The organism is Paraliobacillus sp. X-1268 (genome assembly GCF_003426095.1).
GTDB classification, from domain to species: Bacteria; Bacillota; Bacilli; order Bacillales; family Amphibacillaceae; genus Paraliobacillus_A; species Paraliobacillus_A zengyii.
On record NZ_QJSK01000001.1, the window covers coordinates 71,948 to 88,109 of the forward strand.

At 34.3% G+C, this 16,162-nt stretch carries 19 protein-coding genes; 18 read left to right on the plus strand and 1 reads right to left on the minus strand.

Translation table 11 applies throughout. The features are described from left to right. The first annotated feature begins 350 nt into the window (after nt 1-350). Nucleotides 351-902 carry a GNAT family N-acetyltransferase gene (locus D2K62_RS00375; protein ID WP_117160702.1) on the plus strand — a complete coding sequence of 184 codons (552 nt, stop codon included), beginning with the start codon at nt 351-353 and terminating at the stop codon, nt 900-902. A 155-nt stretch (nt 903-1,057) separates the two neighbouring features. Here D2K62_RS00375 and D2K62_RS00380 read toward each other — a convergent pair whose 3' ends face one another. Beyond that, complete coding sequence (locus D2K62_RS00380) at nt 1,058-1,966, minus strand: aldo/keto reductase (protein WP_117160703.1); 909 nt, start codon at nt 1,964-1,966, stop codon at nt 1,058-1,060. 119 nt (nt 1,967-2,085) lie between these two features. Here D2K62_RS00380 and D2K62_RS00385 point away from each other — a divergent pair, with 119 nt between their 5' ends. The 17 genes from D2K62_RS00385 (at nt 2,086) to D2K62_RS00465 (ending at nt 16,035) form a co-directional block, all read left to right on the plus strand. Then, entirely contained in the window at nt 2,086-2,634 is a 549-nt protein-coding gene (locus D2K62_RS00385) for an NUDIX hydrolase (RefSeq protein ID WP_112181240.1), read from the plus strand. Between the two features lie 10 nt (nt 2,635-2,644). Beyond that, nucleotides 2,645-3,820 (plus strand): endonuclease Q family protein, encoded by a 1,176-nt coding sequence (locus D2K62_RS00390; RefSeq protein WP_117160704.1) that lies wholly within the window; start codon nt 2,645-2,647, stop codon nt 3,818-3,820. Between the two features lie 95 nt (nt 3,821-3,915). Further along, the gene (gene spoIIM / locus D2K62_RS00395; protein ID WP_112181238.1) at nt 3,916-4,554 is read left to right on the plus strand and encodes a stage II sporulation protein M; all 639 of its coding nucleotides are present in this window, start codon (nt 3,916-3,918) and stop codon (nt 4,552-4,554) included. A gap of 106 nt (nt 4,555-4,660) precedes the next feature. Continuing rightward, nucleotides 4,661-5,119 carry a ferric iron uptake transcriptional regulator gene (gene fur / locus D2K62_RS00400; protein WP_112181237.1) on the plus strand — a complete coding sequence of 153 codons (459 nt, stop codon included), beginning with the start codon at nt 4,661-4,663 and terminating at the stop codon, nt 5,117-5,119. A 174-nt stretch (nt 5,120-5,293) separates the two neighbouring features. After that, entirely contained in the window at nt 5,294-5,509 is a 216-nt protein-coding gene (locus tag D2K62_RS00405; RefSeq protein ID WP_112181236.1) for a DUF4227 family protein, read from the plus strand. A 3-nt stretch (nt 5,510-5,512) separates the two neighbouring features. After that, nucleotides 5,513-6,400: a site-specific tyrosine recombinase XerD gene (gene xerD, locus D2K62_RS00410; RefSeq protein ID WP_117160705.1), complete on the plus strand. Its 888-nt coding sequence runs from the start codon at nt 5,513-5,515 to the stop codon at nt 6,398-6,400. A 30-nt stretch (nt 6,401-6,430) separates the two neighbouring features. After that, entirely contained in the window at nt 6,431-7,609 is a 1,179-nt protein-coding gene (gene deoB, locus D2K62_RS00415) for a phosphopentomutase (protein ID WP_117160706.1), read from the plus strand. An 11-nt stretch (nt 7,610-7,620) separates the two neighbouring features. Next, nucleotides 7,621-8,439: a purine-nucleoside phosphorylase gene (locus D2K62_RS00420; protein WP_117160707.1), complete on the plus strand. Its 819-nt coding sequence runs from the start codon at nt 7,621-7,623 to the stop codon at nt 8,437-8,439. 28 nt (nt 8,440-8,467) lie between these two features. Then, the gene (locus D2K62_RS00425; RefSeq protein WP_112181232.1) at nt 8,468-9,769 is read left to right on the plus strand and encodes a pyrimidine-nucleoside phosphorylase; all 1,302 of its coding nucleotides are present in this window, start codon (nt 8,468-8,470) and stop codon (nt 9,767-9,769) included. A gap of 137 nt (nt 9,770-9,906) precedes the next feature. Beyond that, on the plus strand, nt 9,907-11,088 hold the full coding sequence (locus D2K62_RS00430) for a D-alanyl-D-alanine carboxypeptidase family protein (RefSeq protein ID WP_112182730.1): 1,182 nt from the start codon (nt 9,907-9,909) through the stop codon (nt 11,086-11,088). A 105-nt stretch (nt 11,089-11,193) separates the two neighbouring features. After that, nucleotides 11,194-11,547: an anti-sigma F factor antagonist gene (gene spoIIAA / locus D2K62_RS00435; RefSeq protein ID WP_117160708.1), complete on the plus strand. Its 354-nt coding sequence runs from the start codon at nt 11,194-11,196 to the stop codon at nt 11,545-11,547. After that, on the plus strand, nt 11,544-11,984 hold the full coding sequence (gene spoIIAB / locus D2K62_RS00440) for an anti-sigma F factor (protein ID WP_112181230.1): 441 nt from the start codon (nt 11,544-11,546) through the stop codon (nt 11,982-11,984). Before spoIIAA ends, spoIIAB begins: the two co-directional genes overlap by 4 nt. 16 nt (nt 11,985-12,000) lie before the next feature. Next, on the plus strand, nt 12,001-12,750 hold the full coding sequence (gene sigF / locus D2K62_RS00445) for an RNA polymerase sporulation sigma factor SigF (protein ID WP_112181229.1): 750 nt from the start codon (nt 12,001-12,003) through the stop codon (nt 12,748-12,750). Nucleotides 12,751-12,955: 205 nt separating this feature from the next. Next, nucleotides 12,956-13,570 (plus strand): stage V sporulation protein AA, encoded by a 615-nt coding sequence (locus tag D2K62_RS00450; protein ID WP_112181228.1) that lies wholly within the window; start codon nt 12,956-12,958, stop codon nt 13,568-13,570. Then, nucleotides 13,551-13,976, plus strand: a complete 426-nt coding sequence (locus tag D2K62_RS00455; RefSeq protein ID WP_269813814.1) for a stage V sporulation protein AB — start codon at nt 13,551-13,553, stop codon at nt 13,974-13,976. The genes D2K62_RS00450 and D2K62_RS00455 overlap by 20 nt, the downstream gene beginning before the upstream one ends. Before the next feature lie 30 nt (nt 13,977-14,006). Beyond that, nucleotides 14,007-14,573: a stage V sporulation protein SpoVABEA gene (gene spoVAEA, locus D2K62_RS00460; RefSeq protein WP_117160709.1), complete on the plus strand. Its 567-nt coding sequence runs from the start codon at nt 14,007-14,009 to the stop codon at nt 14,571-14,573. A gap of 22 nt (nt 14,574-14,595) precedes the next feature. Next, nucleotides 14,596-16,035: a spore germination protein gene (locus tag D2K62_RS00465; protein ID WP_112182728.1), complete on the plus strand. Its 1,440-nt coding sequence runs from the start codon at nt 14,596-14,598 to the stop codon at nt 16,033-16,035. Nucleotides 16,036-16,162 lie beyond the last annotated feature (127 nt).

A 16,162-nucleotide genomic window follows, 5' to 3' on the forward strand; every position in this document is an offset into this window, starting at 1 on the left:
CGTGAACAGCTATTGTCATAAGCACAATTAAAATTCTTGAACAGTAGACGATGTATCAGTTTTATCGCCTATCCAGCGGAGCAAGTGAAATGGGCGAGACTCCTGTGGGAACAGCACGGGCTGAAGATCCACTCGGAAAGCGAATTATGCTTATCCGAGTTAGCTGAAGCCGTGCCCACGGAAAGCGATCCCATTTCAATTGTGGAGCGAATATGGAAACTACGTCGCAGTTTCTATCAAGTTTGTCAGTCAAAGCACCATAAAGCTTTCGAATAATGAAGTCAACTTCCATTTTGTATGGTGAGACTTTCTAGTTCACAAGTTAAAGATATTTATAAGGGGGATATTGGATGTACAAGGCCATTATTAATAAAGAAACTTATATTTCCATTTTAGAACCTATGCATGCTGAGGAATTGTATCAGTTAATTAATAGAAGTCGAGAAACTTTAGGGGAATGGCTTTCCTTTCCTGCAAAAACAAACACTGTTGCAGATTCACATTTATTTATTGAGAAATCTCTAAAAAATTTATCTGAAAATAACGGATATTGGGCTGGGATTTGGTACAAAGAGAATATTGCTGGTTCGATAGGATATTTATATATGGACTGGCGTGCAAAAAAAACTGAAATAGGCTACTGGTTAGACGATGATTATATCGGCAAGGGATTGGAAACGTTGGCATGTAAACAACTGATTAATCACGCATTTAACGATTTGCAATTAAGAAAAGTAGAAATTAATGTAGCAAATAAAAACATAAAAAGCAAAGCAATTCCTGAACGTTTAGGTTTTAAACAAGAAGGCGTTATCCGTAACTACGAATATTTAAATGGTGAATACCATGATAGAGTCATTTATGGAATGCTATTAGAGGAGTGGAAAAATGCAACTAATTAAAAAAACGAATAAAAATTCCCGCATGCTTAGCTACACTACTGATTGTTGTTCATAATCTAACAATCAGCAGTGTAGCTTTCCCTATTTATAAACCTGTTAGTTTTAGTGTTCTAGCTATATTATCTACCCTACTTATGTTACTGACTTCATTCTATTTATCGATGATTTTGGTAAGTGATAGGTTTTGATACTCTTTGTAAGGCTTGATAAGTAGACTCAGAAAATGGAGCCGCATCTTTCAGTTTTAGGTTATCTAGCAGTTGTTTCGTTGAACTTGCGCCAACTACAGCACTTGCAACAGCAGGTTGGTGTAAAACATACTGTAAGGCAGCTACTGTTAAAGAGTTTGTTTCTTTACTTAATTCATTCGTCATAGCTACTAACTCATCATAGTTATATCCTAGATAACCATCTTTACCTTTTTGCTTAACAACTTCAGATGCTTGATCACTTAACATTCCTTTTGCTAAAGCACCTCTAGTTACGACGCTGATGTTATTTTCTTCTAATAGATCGAATACTTCTTCTTCTGGTCTTCGATCAAACAAACTATATTGCATCATTACAGATACAAGCGAAGAGCGCTTCACATATTCACGAATCACATTTGGTCTGATTGAGGAGATGCCATAATAACGAATGAGCCCTTCTTTTTTTAACTCTTCAAATGCTTCTATGGTTTCGTCAATTGGATCTTCAATCGTTCCACCATGGAGCTGATAGAGATCAATATAGTCCGTTTGTAACCTTTGTAAGCTCTTCTTTACTTGCTCTTTGATATATGACTTGGAAGGGTCCCAAAACCAAGTGCCATCTTCAGTAAGGTGATTACCTACTTTGGTTGCTAAAATAATATCGTCTCGTTTTCCTTTTATTGCTTTACCAACAATTGCTTCGTTTTCTGTTTTGTCATATAAATCAGCTGTATCTAAATAATTAATCCCCTGGTCAAGAGCTTCTGTAATAATGTTAGTGGCTTTTTGTTGATTTGTTCCTAAAGACATACATCCTAATCCCAATTCAGAAACATATAAATCTGAATTACCTAAACGGTTTTTCTTCATGAATAATCGTCCTCTCCTTTATAGATACTACTTATTGTAAAAAGAAACACAACGAAATACAACTCTTGCAATTGCTATGGTAAAATAAATGAAAGAATAATCGAGAGGGGTTTAGTATAATGGCTGAAAAATTTGAAGAGAAAACAATTCAAACAACTAATATTTTTAATGGAAAAGTGGTAAGCCTACAAATTGATGAGGTATCTCTTCCGAATGGTAAGACATCAAAAAGAGAGATCATTAAACATCCTGGTGCTGTTGCAATTATAGCATTGACAGAAGAGAATAAAATTGTTTTTGTTGAACAATATCGTAAACCATTAGAAAAAAGTTTAGTAGAAATACCTGCCGGGAAATTGGAAGAGGGAGAAAAACCAGAGGTAACTGCTTTACGTGAATTAGAGGAGGAGACAGGTTATACAACGGATCAATTAGAACTTGTTATTTCTTTTTATTCATCACCTGGTTTTGCAGATGAGCTTTTATATATTTATTTCACAGATAAACTTAAACCGTTAGAAGAGAAAAAATCTCTAGATGAAGATGAGTTTGTTGAATTAATGGAATTAACTTTAGAGGAAGCGGAAGCATTAATGGCAGAACAAAAAATTCATGATGCAAAAACAGTATATGCGTTAATGTATGTTAAACAATTATTAAAAAAGTGAGGTTCTTTATATGTCGTTACAGTCTATATATGCTGATCTACATATACACATTGGCCGAGATTATCATAACAAACCCGTTAAGATTACGGGTTCTAAAACGTTAACACTAACCAATATTCTAAAAGAAGCAAGTCGTAAAAAAGGCATACAATTAATTGGAGTGATTGATTGTCATGTCCCTGCTGTACAAAACGAATTGGATCAATTACTAGCAACGAACAAAGCAGAAGAGCTAGAGGATGGCGGTATAAAATTCGAAGAGGTAACATTAATCTTAGGATCTGAAATCGAAGTCTATGATGAAAATTGTCATGGACCTATTCATGTTCTTTGTTATTTACCTAATTTGCATAAAATGAAAAAATTCACCGATTGGTTATCAACTAGAATGACTAATATCAATTTAAGTTCACAACGATATTACGGTTCAGGAAAAGATTTGCAATATAAAGTGAAAGAATTAGAAGGTTTGTTCATTATCGCTCATGTATTTACACCATTTAAAAGTCTATATGGTAAAGGGGTTAATCAATCATTAACGGAAGTATTTGATCCGGATTTAATTGATGCAATTGAATTAGGCCTGAGTTCTGATACTGAAATGGCAGATGTAATTAAAGAATTACACGCTTATACTTTTTTAACTAATTCTGATGCACACTCATTAGCAAAAATTGCCCGAGAATACCAAAAGGTGCAAGTAGCATACCCAAGCTTCAAAGAATTAACATGGGCACTGCATCGGGTCGAAAACAGAAAAATAGAAGTAAACTATGGAATGAACCCACAACTAGGTAAATACCATACGACAGTATGTAAACAATGCTTGTCTAATCAAATAGAGGGGACTATTTGCAAAACATGTGGTCACGATGGGGTTATAAAGGGCGTAGCGGATCGGATTAACGAACTAAAGGATACAAATGAACAACCTATAAACCGTGTTCCATATATCCATCAAATCCCACTTGAATATATTAAAGGGCTAGGTCCAAAAACAGTAGATAAACTTCTTGAAACATTTGGTACAGAAATGAATATTATCCATCATGCTGCAGAAGCAGAGTTAACGAAAATTACGACAAAATCGATAACGAAACAAATTTTGCAAATGCGCGAAGGGAAACAAACTGTCAAATCAGGTGGTGGAGGTAAATATGGACAAGTTACTTGGGAGAACAATTAGAACGAAAATGTGAGTAATTGGTCTATTTAATAAACTTCCCTCATAGATTCTTACTATAATCACTAGTTTTCATGGTAGGAGTTGGAGGGAGTTCTATGAATCGCAATCACAATTATGTAATAGTCCACATAAAAAAATATCGACTCGTTTATTTTTTTATGCTAGTTTTGTTTTTAATCGGTGTTATTTTTGGAGCAGTCATCGTAAATAGTATGGACTTTGTTCAGAAACAAGATCTCTATTTTTATCTTGATCAATTTATGAATCAATTACTAGAAGGTTCAACAGTAGAGAAGCAGGAGCTTTTTAAAACAAGTTTTTCCTATCATCTACAATACTTACTTTTATTTTTTATATTAGGTTTATCTGTTATCGGTTTACCGATTATCTGGATATTAATGTTTATTAAGGGAGTTGTCGTTGGTTTTTCTGTTGGTTTTTTTGTGAATCAATTAGGGTGGAAAGGGTTAGTCTTTGCTGCTGCATCTATTGCACCGCAAAATTTATTTGTTATTCCTATCTATTTATTAGCTAGTAGCGTAGCAATGATATTTTCACTAGCTTTATTTCAAAAACTTTTCTCTAGAAGAATACAACAACCAACATTCCGCCCATTTTTACAATATGTTGTCGTGTTTATCTTGTTTATTGGAATTGCAACTATAGCAGCATTTGTAGAATCAGTTGTGTCTAGTTCTGCAATGAAATTAGTTATATCATGGTTGTATAATTAATAATAATTATAAATTAATAATGATTATCACTAATAATTTATAATTATTTTAATTGACAGGTTACTACTCCCTACTTATAATTGAGAATGTAAGGGAGGTTTCATACATGGAGCATCGAATTGATCGAATCAAAAAGCATTTACATTCGCAGAGCTATAAACTTACACCACAGCGCGAAGCTACAGTCCGTGTTTTATTAGAGCGTGAAGAAGATCATTTAAGTGCAGAAGATGTTTATTTATTAGTGAAAGAGAAAGCGCCTGAAATTGGTTTGGCAACTGTTTATCGAACCCTAGAGTTATTATCTGAACTAAAAATAGTAGATAAAATAAACTTCGGTGATGGTGTATCCCGTTATGATTTACGTGAAGAAGGTGCCGCACATTTCCACCATCATTTAGTATGTATGGAGTGTGGATCTGTTGAAGAGATTATGGATGATTTATTAGAAGATGTAGAAAAAATTGTTGAAAATGATTGGGGTTTTAAAGTAAAAGATCATCGTTTAACATTTCACGGTGTTTGTCGGAAATGTCAAGAAGAAGAATTAAAAGCATCCTCATGATTAGAGCCTTTTAGTGAAGAAGGCTTTTTATTTTGGGCTTTTTTATTTACAGTTACCATTTTTTTCGGTAATCTAGCTATAGTGTGTGTATATATTCTTACCAATTTGGCATATCTTGTAGGGAGCACGTTTTAAATATGTGCGAAACAGGTATAGATAGGAGATATGCCAATTATGAATATAATGCGCTATATGAAAGACACAATGAAACTATTTTTACTATTCTTACTTTGCACTTCTTTATTCTATTTCGGATTGCGAGCTATGGAGGTGGAATACCAAAATTATCATCGCTATGATCCACCAGAAGGAAAAGCTGTAAAAGTGATTCAACAGGAACAACATGATTGGATTGATCGATTATCAATCTTTTTTCGAATAGGGGAATAGCAAATGCAAGATATTATTGATGACTTTTTTCATTACTTACAAATAGAAAGAGGACTATCAGTTAACACGTTACAATCTTACCGGCGCGACATAAAAAAATATTGTTCGTTTTTACAAACGAATTGTCAACTATCAGATTGGAAACAAGTTGACCGTAGTCATATATTAAACTATCTTTATGATCTCAAGGACCATGATCGTTCACAAGCAACTATTGCCCGCGCACTCTCAACTATAAGACTATTTCACCAATTTTTAGTTAGAGAATATCAATTTTTAGCGGATGCTAGTTTACATATTGAATCACCTAAGAAGGCTCGAACGCTACCAAAAGTTCTTTCAACAAGAGAGATAGATACGCTATTGATGATCCCTACTCCGAATTCGTTAACCATTCGTAATAAAGCAATGTTAGAAATGCTTTACGCTACTGGTTTAAGAGTGTCTGAATTAATTCAGATAAAGGTAAGTGATTTACATCTAATGATGGGGTTTGTTCGTTGTCTTGGAAAAGGTGGCAAGGAGAGAATCGTTCCATTAGGTGATATCGCAAAAGATGCAATAGAAAATTACTTGACAAATAGTCGAGAACAATTGGTCAAACACAAAAAAATTGACCAATTATTTGTTAATCATCATGGTAATCCGCTCTCAAGACAAGGGTTTTGGAAGATATTAAAAGGGGTTGCAAGAGATGTTGGCATTAAGAAGGAAATAACGCCACACACGTTAAGACATTCATTTGCCACACACTTACTTGAAAATGGAGCAGATCTTAGATCCGTTCAAGAAATGTTAGGACATGCTGATATTTCAACTACTCAAATATATACCCATGTCTCTAAAGCAAGGCTAAAGGATATATATTCAAGTTATCATCCAAGAGCATAAGCTAAACAGAAAAACTAGGAGGACGTAATAATGGCACCATTTAAACGCATATTTTTAATTGTAATGGATTCAGTTGGTATAGGAGAAGCACCAGACGCTCCAAAGTTTAATGATGTTGGTGCAGATACATTAGGTCATATTGCTTCGCATATGAACGGTTTACATATGCCAACCATTGGAAAAATGGGGCTTAGTAATATTCGAGAAATTGAGGGTATTGAGAAAGCTTCTAAACCTTTAGCACATTACACAAAAATGCAAGAAGCATCAAATGGAAAAGACACAATGACTGGTCATTGGGAAATGATGGGTTTATTTATTGATCAGCCTTTTCAAACATTTCCAGATGGGTTTCCAGATGATTTACTAACAGAAATAGAAGAACGTACTGGTCGTAAAATTATAGGTAATAAACCAGCTTCTGGTACAGAAATAATTAAAGAACTTGGTCAAGAGCACATGGAGACAGGGGCTCTTATCGTCTATACTTCTGCTGATTCTGTGTTACAAATCGCAGCACATGAAGATGTCATACCTATTGAGGAACAATATAGAATTTGTGAGATAGCCCGTGAACTAACGAAAAATGATAAATACATGGTCGGCCGAATCATCACACGACCATTTACAGGAAAGCCAGGTGCTTTTGAGCGTACTTCTAATCGACATGACTATGCGTTAAAACCATTCGGTCGAACAGTAATGAACGAATTACAAGACGCTTCTTTTGACGTGGTTGCACTTGGTAAAATTTCTGATATTTTTGATAGTGAAGGAGTTACTGAATCGATTAGAACGGATGATAACGATGATGGCATGGAAAAATTTATTCAATCTATGGACAAGGATTTTCAAGGCTTAAACTTTTTGAATTTAGTTGATTTTGATGCAAAATATGGACACAGACGCGATCCAAAAGGATATGGTGAAGCACTAGAGACTTTTGATGCTCGTTTACCAGAAGTGTTGAACAAATTACGGGCAGATGATCTTTTAATTATTACAGCTGATCATGGAAATGATCCGATTCATCATGGAACAGATCATACTAGAGAATATGTGCCTTTACTTGTTCATCATCAGGCAATAGAATCAGGTCAAGAACTACCTATTCGTCAAACTTTTGCCGATATTGGTGCTACTGTGGCCGAAAACTTTGGAATAAGCATGCCTAAATATGGAGAAAGTTTTTTGAAAGATATTAAATAAGGGGGATAAATATGGATAGAAAACAAGTAATAGAAGCACAAACATATATAAAAGAGAAACTTAAGGTACAGCCTACAATTGGTTTAATTTTAGGCTCAGGTTTAGGCGTGTTGGCAGATGAGATAACAGATGCTGTTTCTATACCTTACGCAGATATTCCACATTTTCCTGTATCGACGGTTTCTGGTCATAAAGGACAACTTGTAATTGGTAATTTAGAAGGAAAACAAGTAATTGCAATGCAAGGACGATTCCATTTTTATGAAGGGTATACAATGGAACAAGTTACTTTTCCAGTTCTTGTAATGAGAGAATTGGGCATTAAACAATTGTTCGTGACAAATGCAGCAGGAGGAATTAATGAATCATTTGAACCAGGAGATTTAATGTTAATTGAAGATCATATTAATAATATGGGAACGAATCCTTTAATCGGTCCAAATGATGATAAATTAGGTGACCGTTTTCCTGATATGTCACAAGCCTATAATAGAGAATTAATCACGCACGCAAAAGACACTGCAAAGCAATTAAATTTAAAGGTTCAAACTGGTGTATATGTTGGAAATACTGGACCATCATATGAAACTGGAGCAGAAGTGAGAATGTTACGTTATTTGGGTGGAGATGCTGTTGGTATGTCAACCGTACCAGAAGTTATTGTTGCAAACCACGCCGGTCTATCCGTTTTGGGAATATCTTGTATATCTAATATGGCAGCAGGTATTCTAGATCAACCACTTAATCATCAAGAAGTTATTGAAACTACAACAAGAGTGAAACAAGATTTCTTAACTTTTGTAAAAGAAATGGTGAAAACATTAGTTTAAAATAATCTGTAGATAAGAGGTGAATAGAATGCGAATGGTTGATGTTATATTAAAAAAACGAAATGGACATGCGTTAACAAAAGAAGAGATATCTTTTTTTATTGATGGCTATACAGAAGGAACAATTCCTGATTATCAAGTTTCTGCTTTGTTAATGTCAATTTATAACTCCGGAATGAATGAAAAAGAGACTGCGGATTTAACAGAGGCTATGGTTGCCTCAGGTGAAACAATTGATTTGTCTGCTATAGAAGGCCATATAGTAGACAAGCACTCTACAGGTGGTGTTGGAGATAAGACGACATTTATTGTTGGTCCTTTAGTAGCGTCTGTAGGGGTTCCTGTAGCTAAAATGTCTGGAAGAGGTTTAGGACACACTGGTGGTACATTAGATAAATTAGAATCGATTCCTGGATTCACAATCGAATTAGATAAAGAAGCTTTTATTGAACAAGTAAATACATATAAATTAGCAGTTGCAGGTCAAACAGGTAATTTAGCTCCTGCAGATAAGAAATTATATGCATTACGTGATGTGACTGGAACAGTCGATTCAATTCCATTAATTGCAGGTTCAATTATGAGTAAAAAACTAGCATCTGGTGCCGATAGTATTGTCTTAGACGTAAAAACTGGTTCTGGTGCTTTTATGAAAACTATGAAAGAATCACAAGCTTTAGCACAACAAATGGTAACTATCGGAAAACATTTAGGTCGGAATACGATTGCAGTAATAAGTGATATGAACCAACCATTAGGCCATGAAATTGGCAATGCAAATGAGGTGAAGGAAGCGATTGACGTTCTTCAAGGAAAGAATATACCTGATTTGCGAAGATTATCGCTTGAATTAGCAGCACATATGACGGTATTAGCTGAAGTCTTTGATTCTTATGAAACGGCTTATATCGAGTTAGAGAAAAACCTTGATAATGGAAAAGCTTTTCAAGCATTTCGCTCATTTGTAGAAGCACAAGGTGGAGATATTAGTGTAATTGATGATCCTGATAAGCTTCCTAAAGCTTCATATGAGATAGAAATTAAAGCGAAAGAAACAGGTTATATATCCTCTATGGACGCTGAATTAATTGGAATAGCTGCTATGCATTTAGGAGCTGGGAGAGCTACCAAAGAAGATATTATTAATCATGGTGTTGGCATTAGACTTCTAAAAAAATTAGGCGATCACGTAGCTATTGATGACCCAATTGCTATATTATTTAGTGATACACAGGTTGCTGGGCAGTCCGAAGAAACGATGCAACAGGCATATACTATATCTGATAAAAAAGTAGCTGGACTTGATTTAATCTATCAGGTTATTAAATAATATCAAGAAAAAGACTACCTCCAATAGAATAGAGAACAGAAAAACACCTGAATTTTTAATTCAGGTGTTTTTTTTGTTATAAAAATCACGGTTTATGGAAAAAATATGAACATTACGTATTTGGAGGTTTACACATGATGAAAAGAACAGTCCTACTATTAACGATGTTACTATTATTATTTTATTTCCAACCAATGGTGACAAACGCAAATGAAAATGAATCGACAACAGATGAATTAGCACTAGCTGAAAACGCAAGTTCTGCTATTTTAATCGAAAGAGATACCGGTAAAATATTTTACGAAAAAAATGCACATGAACAATTACCACCAGCTAGTATGACAAAAATGATGACACTTATTTTAATAATGGAAGCATTGGATGATGAAAAAATAACATTGACTGAAAAAGTTCGAGTTAGTGAATATGCAGCTTCTATGGGTGGATCACAAATCTTCTTAGAAGAAGGGGAGGAGATGACGGTTGAAGATCTTTTAAAAGGAATTGCTATGGCCTCAGGTAATGATGCAAGTGTTGCTCTAGCAGAACGTATTGCTGGAAGTGAAGCGGCTTTTGTAACAATGATGAATGAAAAGGCTAAAGAACTAGGATTAGAAAATACACGTTTCCAAAATCCAACTGGTTTACCAGCAGAAGACCACTACTCAACTGCATATGATATGTCGATTATTGCAAAAGATCTATTAAAGCATGAAGAAATTACAACGTATACAAGTGTTTACGAAGATTATTTACGTAAAGGTACAGAAGATGAGTTTTGGTTAGTAAACACAAATAAATTAGTTAAGTTTTATGATGGTGTGGACGGACTAAAAACTGGTTACACTTCAGAAGCAAAATATTGTTTAACTGCAACTGCAAAAAAAGATAATATGCGTGTGATTGCAGTTGCACTTGGAGCTGAATCGACTAAAGCAAGAAATCAAGCAGTTACACAGATGTTTGATTATGCTTTCTCTCAATATAAAACAGAACAACTGTATGAAGGACAGCAAGCAGTAACGAAAATTTCAATGGTTAAAGCTGATAAAGATGAAGTAGATGTTATTACAGAAGATGCTGTCTCAATCGTATTAGAAAAAGGGGAAAAACAATCTGGAATTGAAACAAATATAAAAATAAATCAAGATATTCAATTACCTTTAACTAAGGGGAGTCAAGTTGGCTTATTAGAAGTGAAGAAAGATGGGAAATTGTTGTCAGAAACCCCTTTACTATTAAAAGAAACACTTGAAGAAGCGAGTGTTTGGAAGTTATTTAAATACTCGATGAAGGAATTGGTGAAAAAAGAGGGATAAGTATCATTTTGTTTCGAATAAACACTAGTTTTGTCATGTTGCAGGAATTCAATTAAACAAAATAGAAAGAAACCAAAGAACAAAGGAATAAGAGGAGGAAAAACAGTGAGCTTGATAACAGATTGGAAGACGAAAGAAAATGTATTGCTGGTAAGGCTATCGGGTGAACTAGATCATCATGAAGCAGAACAATTCAAAAAAGAATGGCAGACTATGATTAAAGAGACAAAAACCGAGCATGTCATTATGAATTTAGAACAATTAACCTTCATGGATAGTTCAGGCTTAGGAGTTATCTTAGGCAGATATAAGGAAATAAAACAACGAGAGGGAGAAATGGTAGTTTGTTCGATTTCTCCTGCTGTAAAACGCTTGTTTGAGTTATCTGGATTGTTTAAGATTATTCGATTGGAAGAAAATGAGTCATTTGCATTACTTCTTTTGGGGGTGGCATCGTGAAGAATGAGATGGACATTAAATTTTCTAGTATTAGTGCGAACGAATCATTCGCCAGAGTTACTATTGCGGCTTTTGTCTCCCAGCTAGATCCAACACTTGATGAATTAACAGAAATAAAGACAGTGGTTTCTGAAGCTGTTACGAATGCGATCATTCATGGTTATAACCATAATGCGAATGAAATGATTTATATGACTTGTTCGATTGATGACGATCAAGTAGAACTTGTTATTAGAGATACAGGTGTAGGTATTGCAGATATTGATCAAGCTATTGAACCACTTTACACTTCTAAACCGGAGTTAGAAAGATCGGGAATGGGTTTTACAATTATGGAAAATTTCATGGATAAAGTTGAAGTTGAATCAACAAGTGGTCAAGGAACAATAGTGAAATTGATCAAACATTTTAATAAAAGTCGAACCTTATGCAATTAAGGGGATGGACTAAAAAATGGAATTAAATAAAACTCATAATGTCAAACAGTTGCGTGATGAAGAGGTAAAGGAATATCTTCGTCTTAGCCAAGCGGGCGATCAAAATGCAAAAGACATTTTGGTTGAACGAAATGTAAGGTTGGTTTGGTCTGTTGTTCAACGCTTTATGAATCGTGGATATGATCCAGATGATTTATTTCAAATTGGCTGTATTGGTTTACTTAAATCAATTGATAAATTCGATCTATCTTATGATGTTAGATTTTCAACTTATGCAGTGCCAATGATTATTGGAGAAATCCAGCGATTTTTGCGTGATGATGGTAGCGTGAAAGTTAGTCGTTCTTTAAAAGAAACAGGTAATAAAATAAGGCGAAAAAAAGATGAATTAACAAAAATGTTAGGCAGATCGCCAACGATTTCTGAAATTGCAGAAGCGCTTGAGATATCTATTGAAGATGTTGTACATGCACAAGAAGCTGCCAAAACGCCACATTCAATCCATGAAACAGTATATGAGAATGATGGAGATCCAATTACACTTCTTGATCAGATTTCTGATCAAGAAACCAATTGGTTTGATAAAATTGCGCTTCAAGAAGTAATACGTGATTTGGATGAACGTGAACGATTAATTGTTTATTTACGTTACTATCAAGACCAAACACAGGCAGAAGTTGCACGAAGGTTAGGAATTTCACAAGTACAGGTATCACGATTAGAAAAGAAAATTTTAGACTGGATGAAAAATCAGATTGAGATATAAAAGCATTTTTATAGAACTAACTGCATGCCCTTTGTTAGATATTATCTAACAAAGGGCATGCAGTTTTTTATTCCAGTGCAACTAATAGTCAGTATTGGTAAAAGGCAAAAAACTCACCGACCGCTTAAAATAACTTTATCGTTTTTAAAATGCATGATTCCTTGTGATCTGATCCATACTAAAAAGAAGTTTTGGAGGTGTTCACTTGAATGGAATCATTTATTTAAGAATGAAAAAACATTACCAGACAACTGCAAAGAAAAAAGTCAGGTTAAAAGACATTGCCTTTATTTCAGGAAATGAAGCAATGGTTGCTAAATTAAACCAAATCGTTTTACGAGAAATAGTAAAAGAAGATTTAGAAGTTTGTGTAATAGAAGGATTTACTGTTATTAAAAAATTACAAGCGTATTTTCCTGAAATTGATCTACAGTTATTAGGTCCAAATCAAACAATTATACATATTACTAAAAAAAGAAGAGTACCTAGAGTAACATTTATCCTGTTTGTATGGTCCTTATTATTTGTTGGCTCAGCTATGACAATTATGAATTTTCATTATGATGTAAGCATGCAAAGTGTACAGCAACGCCTTCATTATTTGTTTACAGGAGAAAAGGAAAAATATCCTCTTTGGATGCAGGTTCCTTATTCACTAGGTCTAGGTCTTGGGATGATTTTATTTTTTAATCATATTTTTAAAAAGCGAATTAATGAAGAACCTAGTCCGTTAGAAATTGAAATTTATAAGTACCAACAAGATATCGATCAATATGTAAGTCATTATGAGAACAAATTGAATGATTCAAATGATAAATAAACTTGTTGATGTATGTATTGGTTTAGGTTCCGGATTGGTAGTAGGAACAGGTTTCGTTGCATTCTTAACAATGTTAGGGATCATACCAAGATTAGTTACATTAAGCAAAACAAAAAAATTCTTACATTATTATGAAATGGCAGTTATAGTGGGTGTTTTTTTTGGTACGTATCTCTCATTTAGCAATTACACCTTTTATCTTCCAAACTTTATCTTAGTAATTTGGGGATTACTGCATGGTATTTTTATTGGTATGTTAGCTGCAGCGTTGACAGAAGTACTAAATGTTTTTCCTATCTTGGCCAAGCGAATTCGGGTAGATCATCAAATTATTTGGCTTATGATGGCTATAGTTCTAGGGAAAATTATTGGTTCATTATTTCAATGGTTGGTGTTTGTTAAGTAACTAGATTAATCAGACGAAAGGATAATTACTATGGATAAAAAACAAGTTATTATCATTACAGATGGTGATCAATATGCGCAACACACGATTGATTACATAGCTAAAACTTTGGGTGGCACGTCACTTTCTGCATTTGCTGGTAATCCTAGTGTTTATACATCAGAAGATATCATTCAAGCTGTTTATGAAGCTAAAGTAAATCCTGTTTATGTCTTAGTTGATGATGCTGGTGTATTTGGTATAGGATCTGGTGAAGAAACTATCTTAGCCTTAGTGCATGATCCGATCATCACGATTTTAGGTGTTGTTGCAGTAGCTGCACATACGAAAAATATGGAGTGGTCACGTGTAGCACTTTCAATAGACCAAGATGGACAGATTAATGAGCATGGTGTTGATAAAGAAGGTGTCCCGATTGCTGAAGTAGGTAGAATAAACGGGGACACGGTTTACATATTGGATCAACTTAATCTACCTAATGTTATAGCAATTGGAGATATTGGGAAGATGCATGGGTATGATGATGAAAAGAAAGGTTGTCCAATTACTCGAAAGGCTGTTGAATTGATTTTAGAAAGAGGTGTCCCGATTGAGTAAAAAAAAAGATAAGAAACCAATTATGAATGATATAAATGAAATTCAAAGTTATATGAAAAGTAAATTAGGTGTGGGAACGTCTTTTGATATTGGTTTTCGAGAAATTATTTTATTAAAACAGAAAGTCCAATTGTATTATGTTACAGGATTATGTGAAACACCTGTGATTGTAGAATTATTAAAAAAACTTGTCTCCATTAACGAGGAAGAGACAAATAAAAGTCAACTTACAACAATTATTAAAAATCGTCTAGTTCATCAACAAGTGGAAGAATATGAATATTTAGATGATTTAATGACACAATTACTTTCTGGATTAATTGTTATTTTTATTGATGGACAAGATGTTGGTTTTACGGTAGATGTAAGAAGTTACCCTGGAAGAAGTCCTGAAGAACCAGATACAGAAAAGGTTGTTCGCGGTGCAAGGGATGGCTACACAGAGAATATTATCGAAAATACAGCCTTAACAAGAAGACGTGTACGTGATGAACGGCTACGTAATGAAATTTTACAAGTAGGAGAACGATCTAAAACCGATATTTGCATTTCCTATATTCAAGATATTGCTGATGATGGATTGGTCAGAAAGATTAAAAAGGAATTAGAGAGTATCGACATAGATGGTTTAGCAATGGCTGATAAAACAATAGAGGAATATTTGGTGAAACAAGGAGTTAATCCTTTTCCTTTGGTTCGATATACAGAACGTCCTGATGTTGCAGCCAATCATCTATTTGAAGGGCATGTACTAATCATGGTTGATACTTCACCAAGTATAATTATCACACCTACTACCTATTTTCATCATGTACAACATGCGGAGGAATATCGCCAATCACCAGCAATCGGAACATTTGTACGGTGGATACGTTTTACTGGTATTCTCGCTTCTATCTTCCTTCTGCCATTATGGTACATTATGGTGATGGAACAACAATTACTCCCTGATGCGTTGTCATTTATTGGTCCTAATGAATCAGGTAATATACCAATTATTTTACAAATTATATTAGCTGATATCGGTATAGAATTTCTACGAATGGCGGCGATCCATACGCCAACACCATTATCAACTGCCATGGGGTTAATTGCAGCTGTCTTAATTGGGCAAATAGCTATTGATGTTGGTCTTTTTACAGCTGAAGTTATTTTATATGTAGCAATAAGTGCAATCGGTTCGTTTGCAACCCCTAGTTATGAACTTAGTATTGCAAACAAGATGATTCGAGTTTTATTACTAATATTTACCGGGATCTTCGGTGTGAAAGGATTATTAATTGGTTTTTCACTCTATGTAATATTATTAGCTCGAACAAAGTCTTTAAATACACCATACCTATGGCCGTTTTTACCTTTTAATGGGAAAGCGTTAATTCAAATATTGTTTCGATTTGCAGTTCCACAATCGAAAGAACGACCAAGCATTGTACATCCAAAAAACAATTATAAACAACCATAATATAATTATTCAATTATAAAAGTTGAACGCGGACCTAACTTGTGGTAAATTAATTTTATCTAAAAAGAAAAAGAAGTTGGGAATATGTTAGGAATCCCTTCCATTATATGTTATGAATGCTATTTAT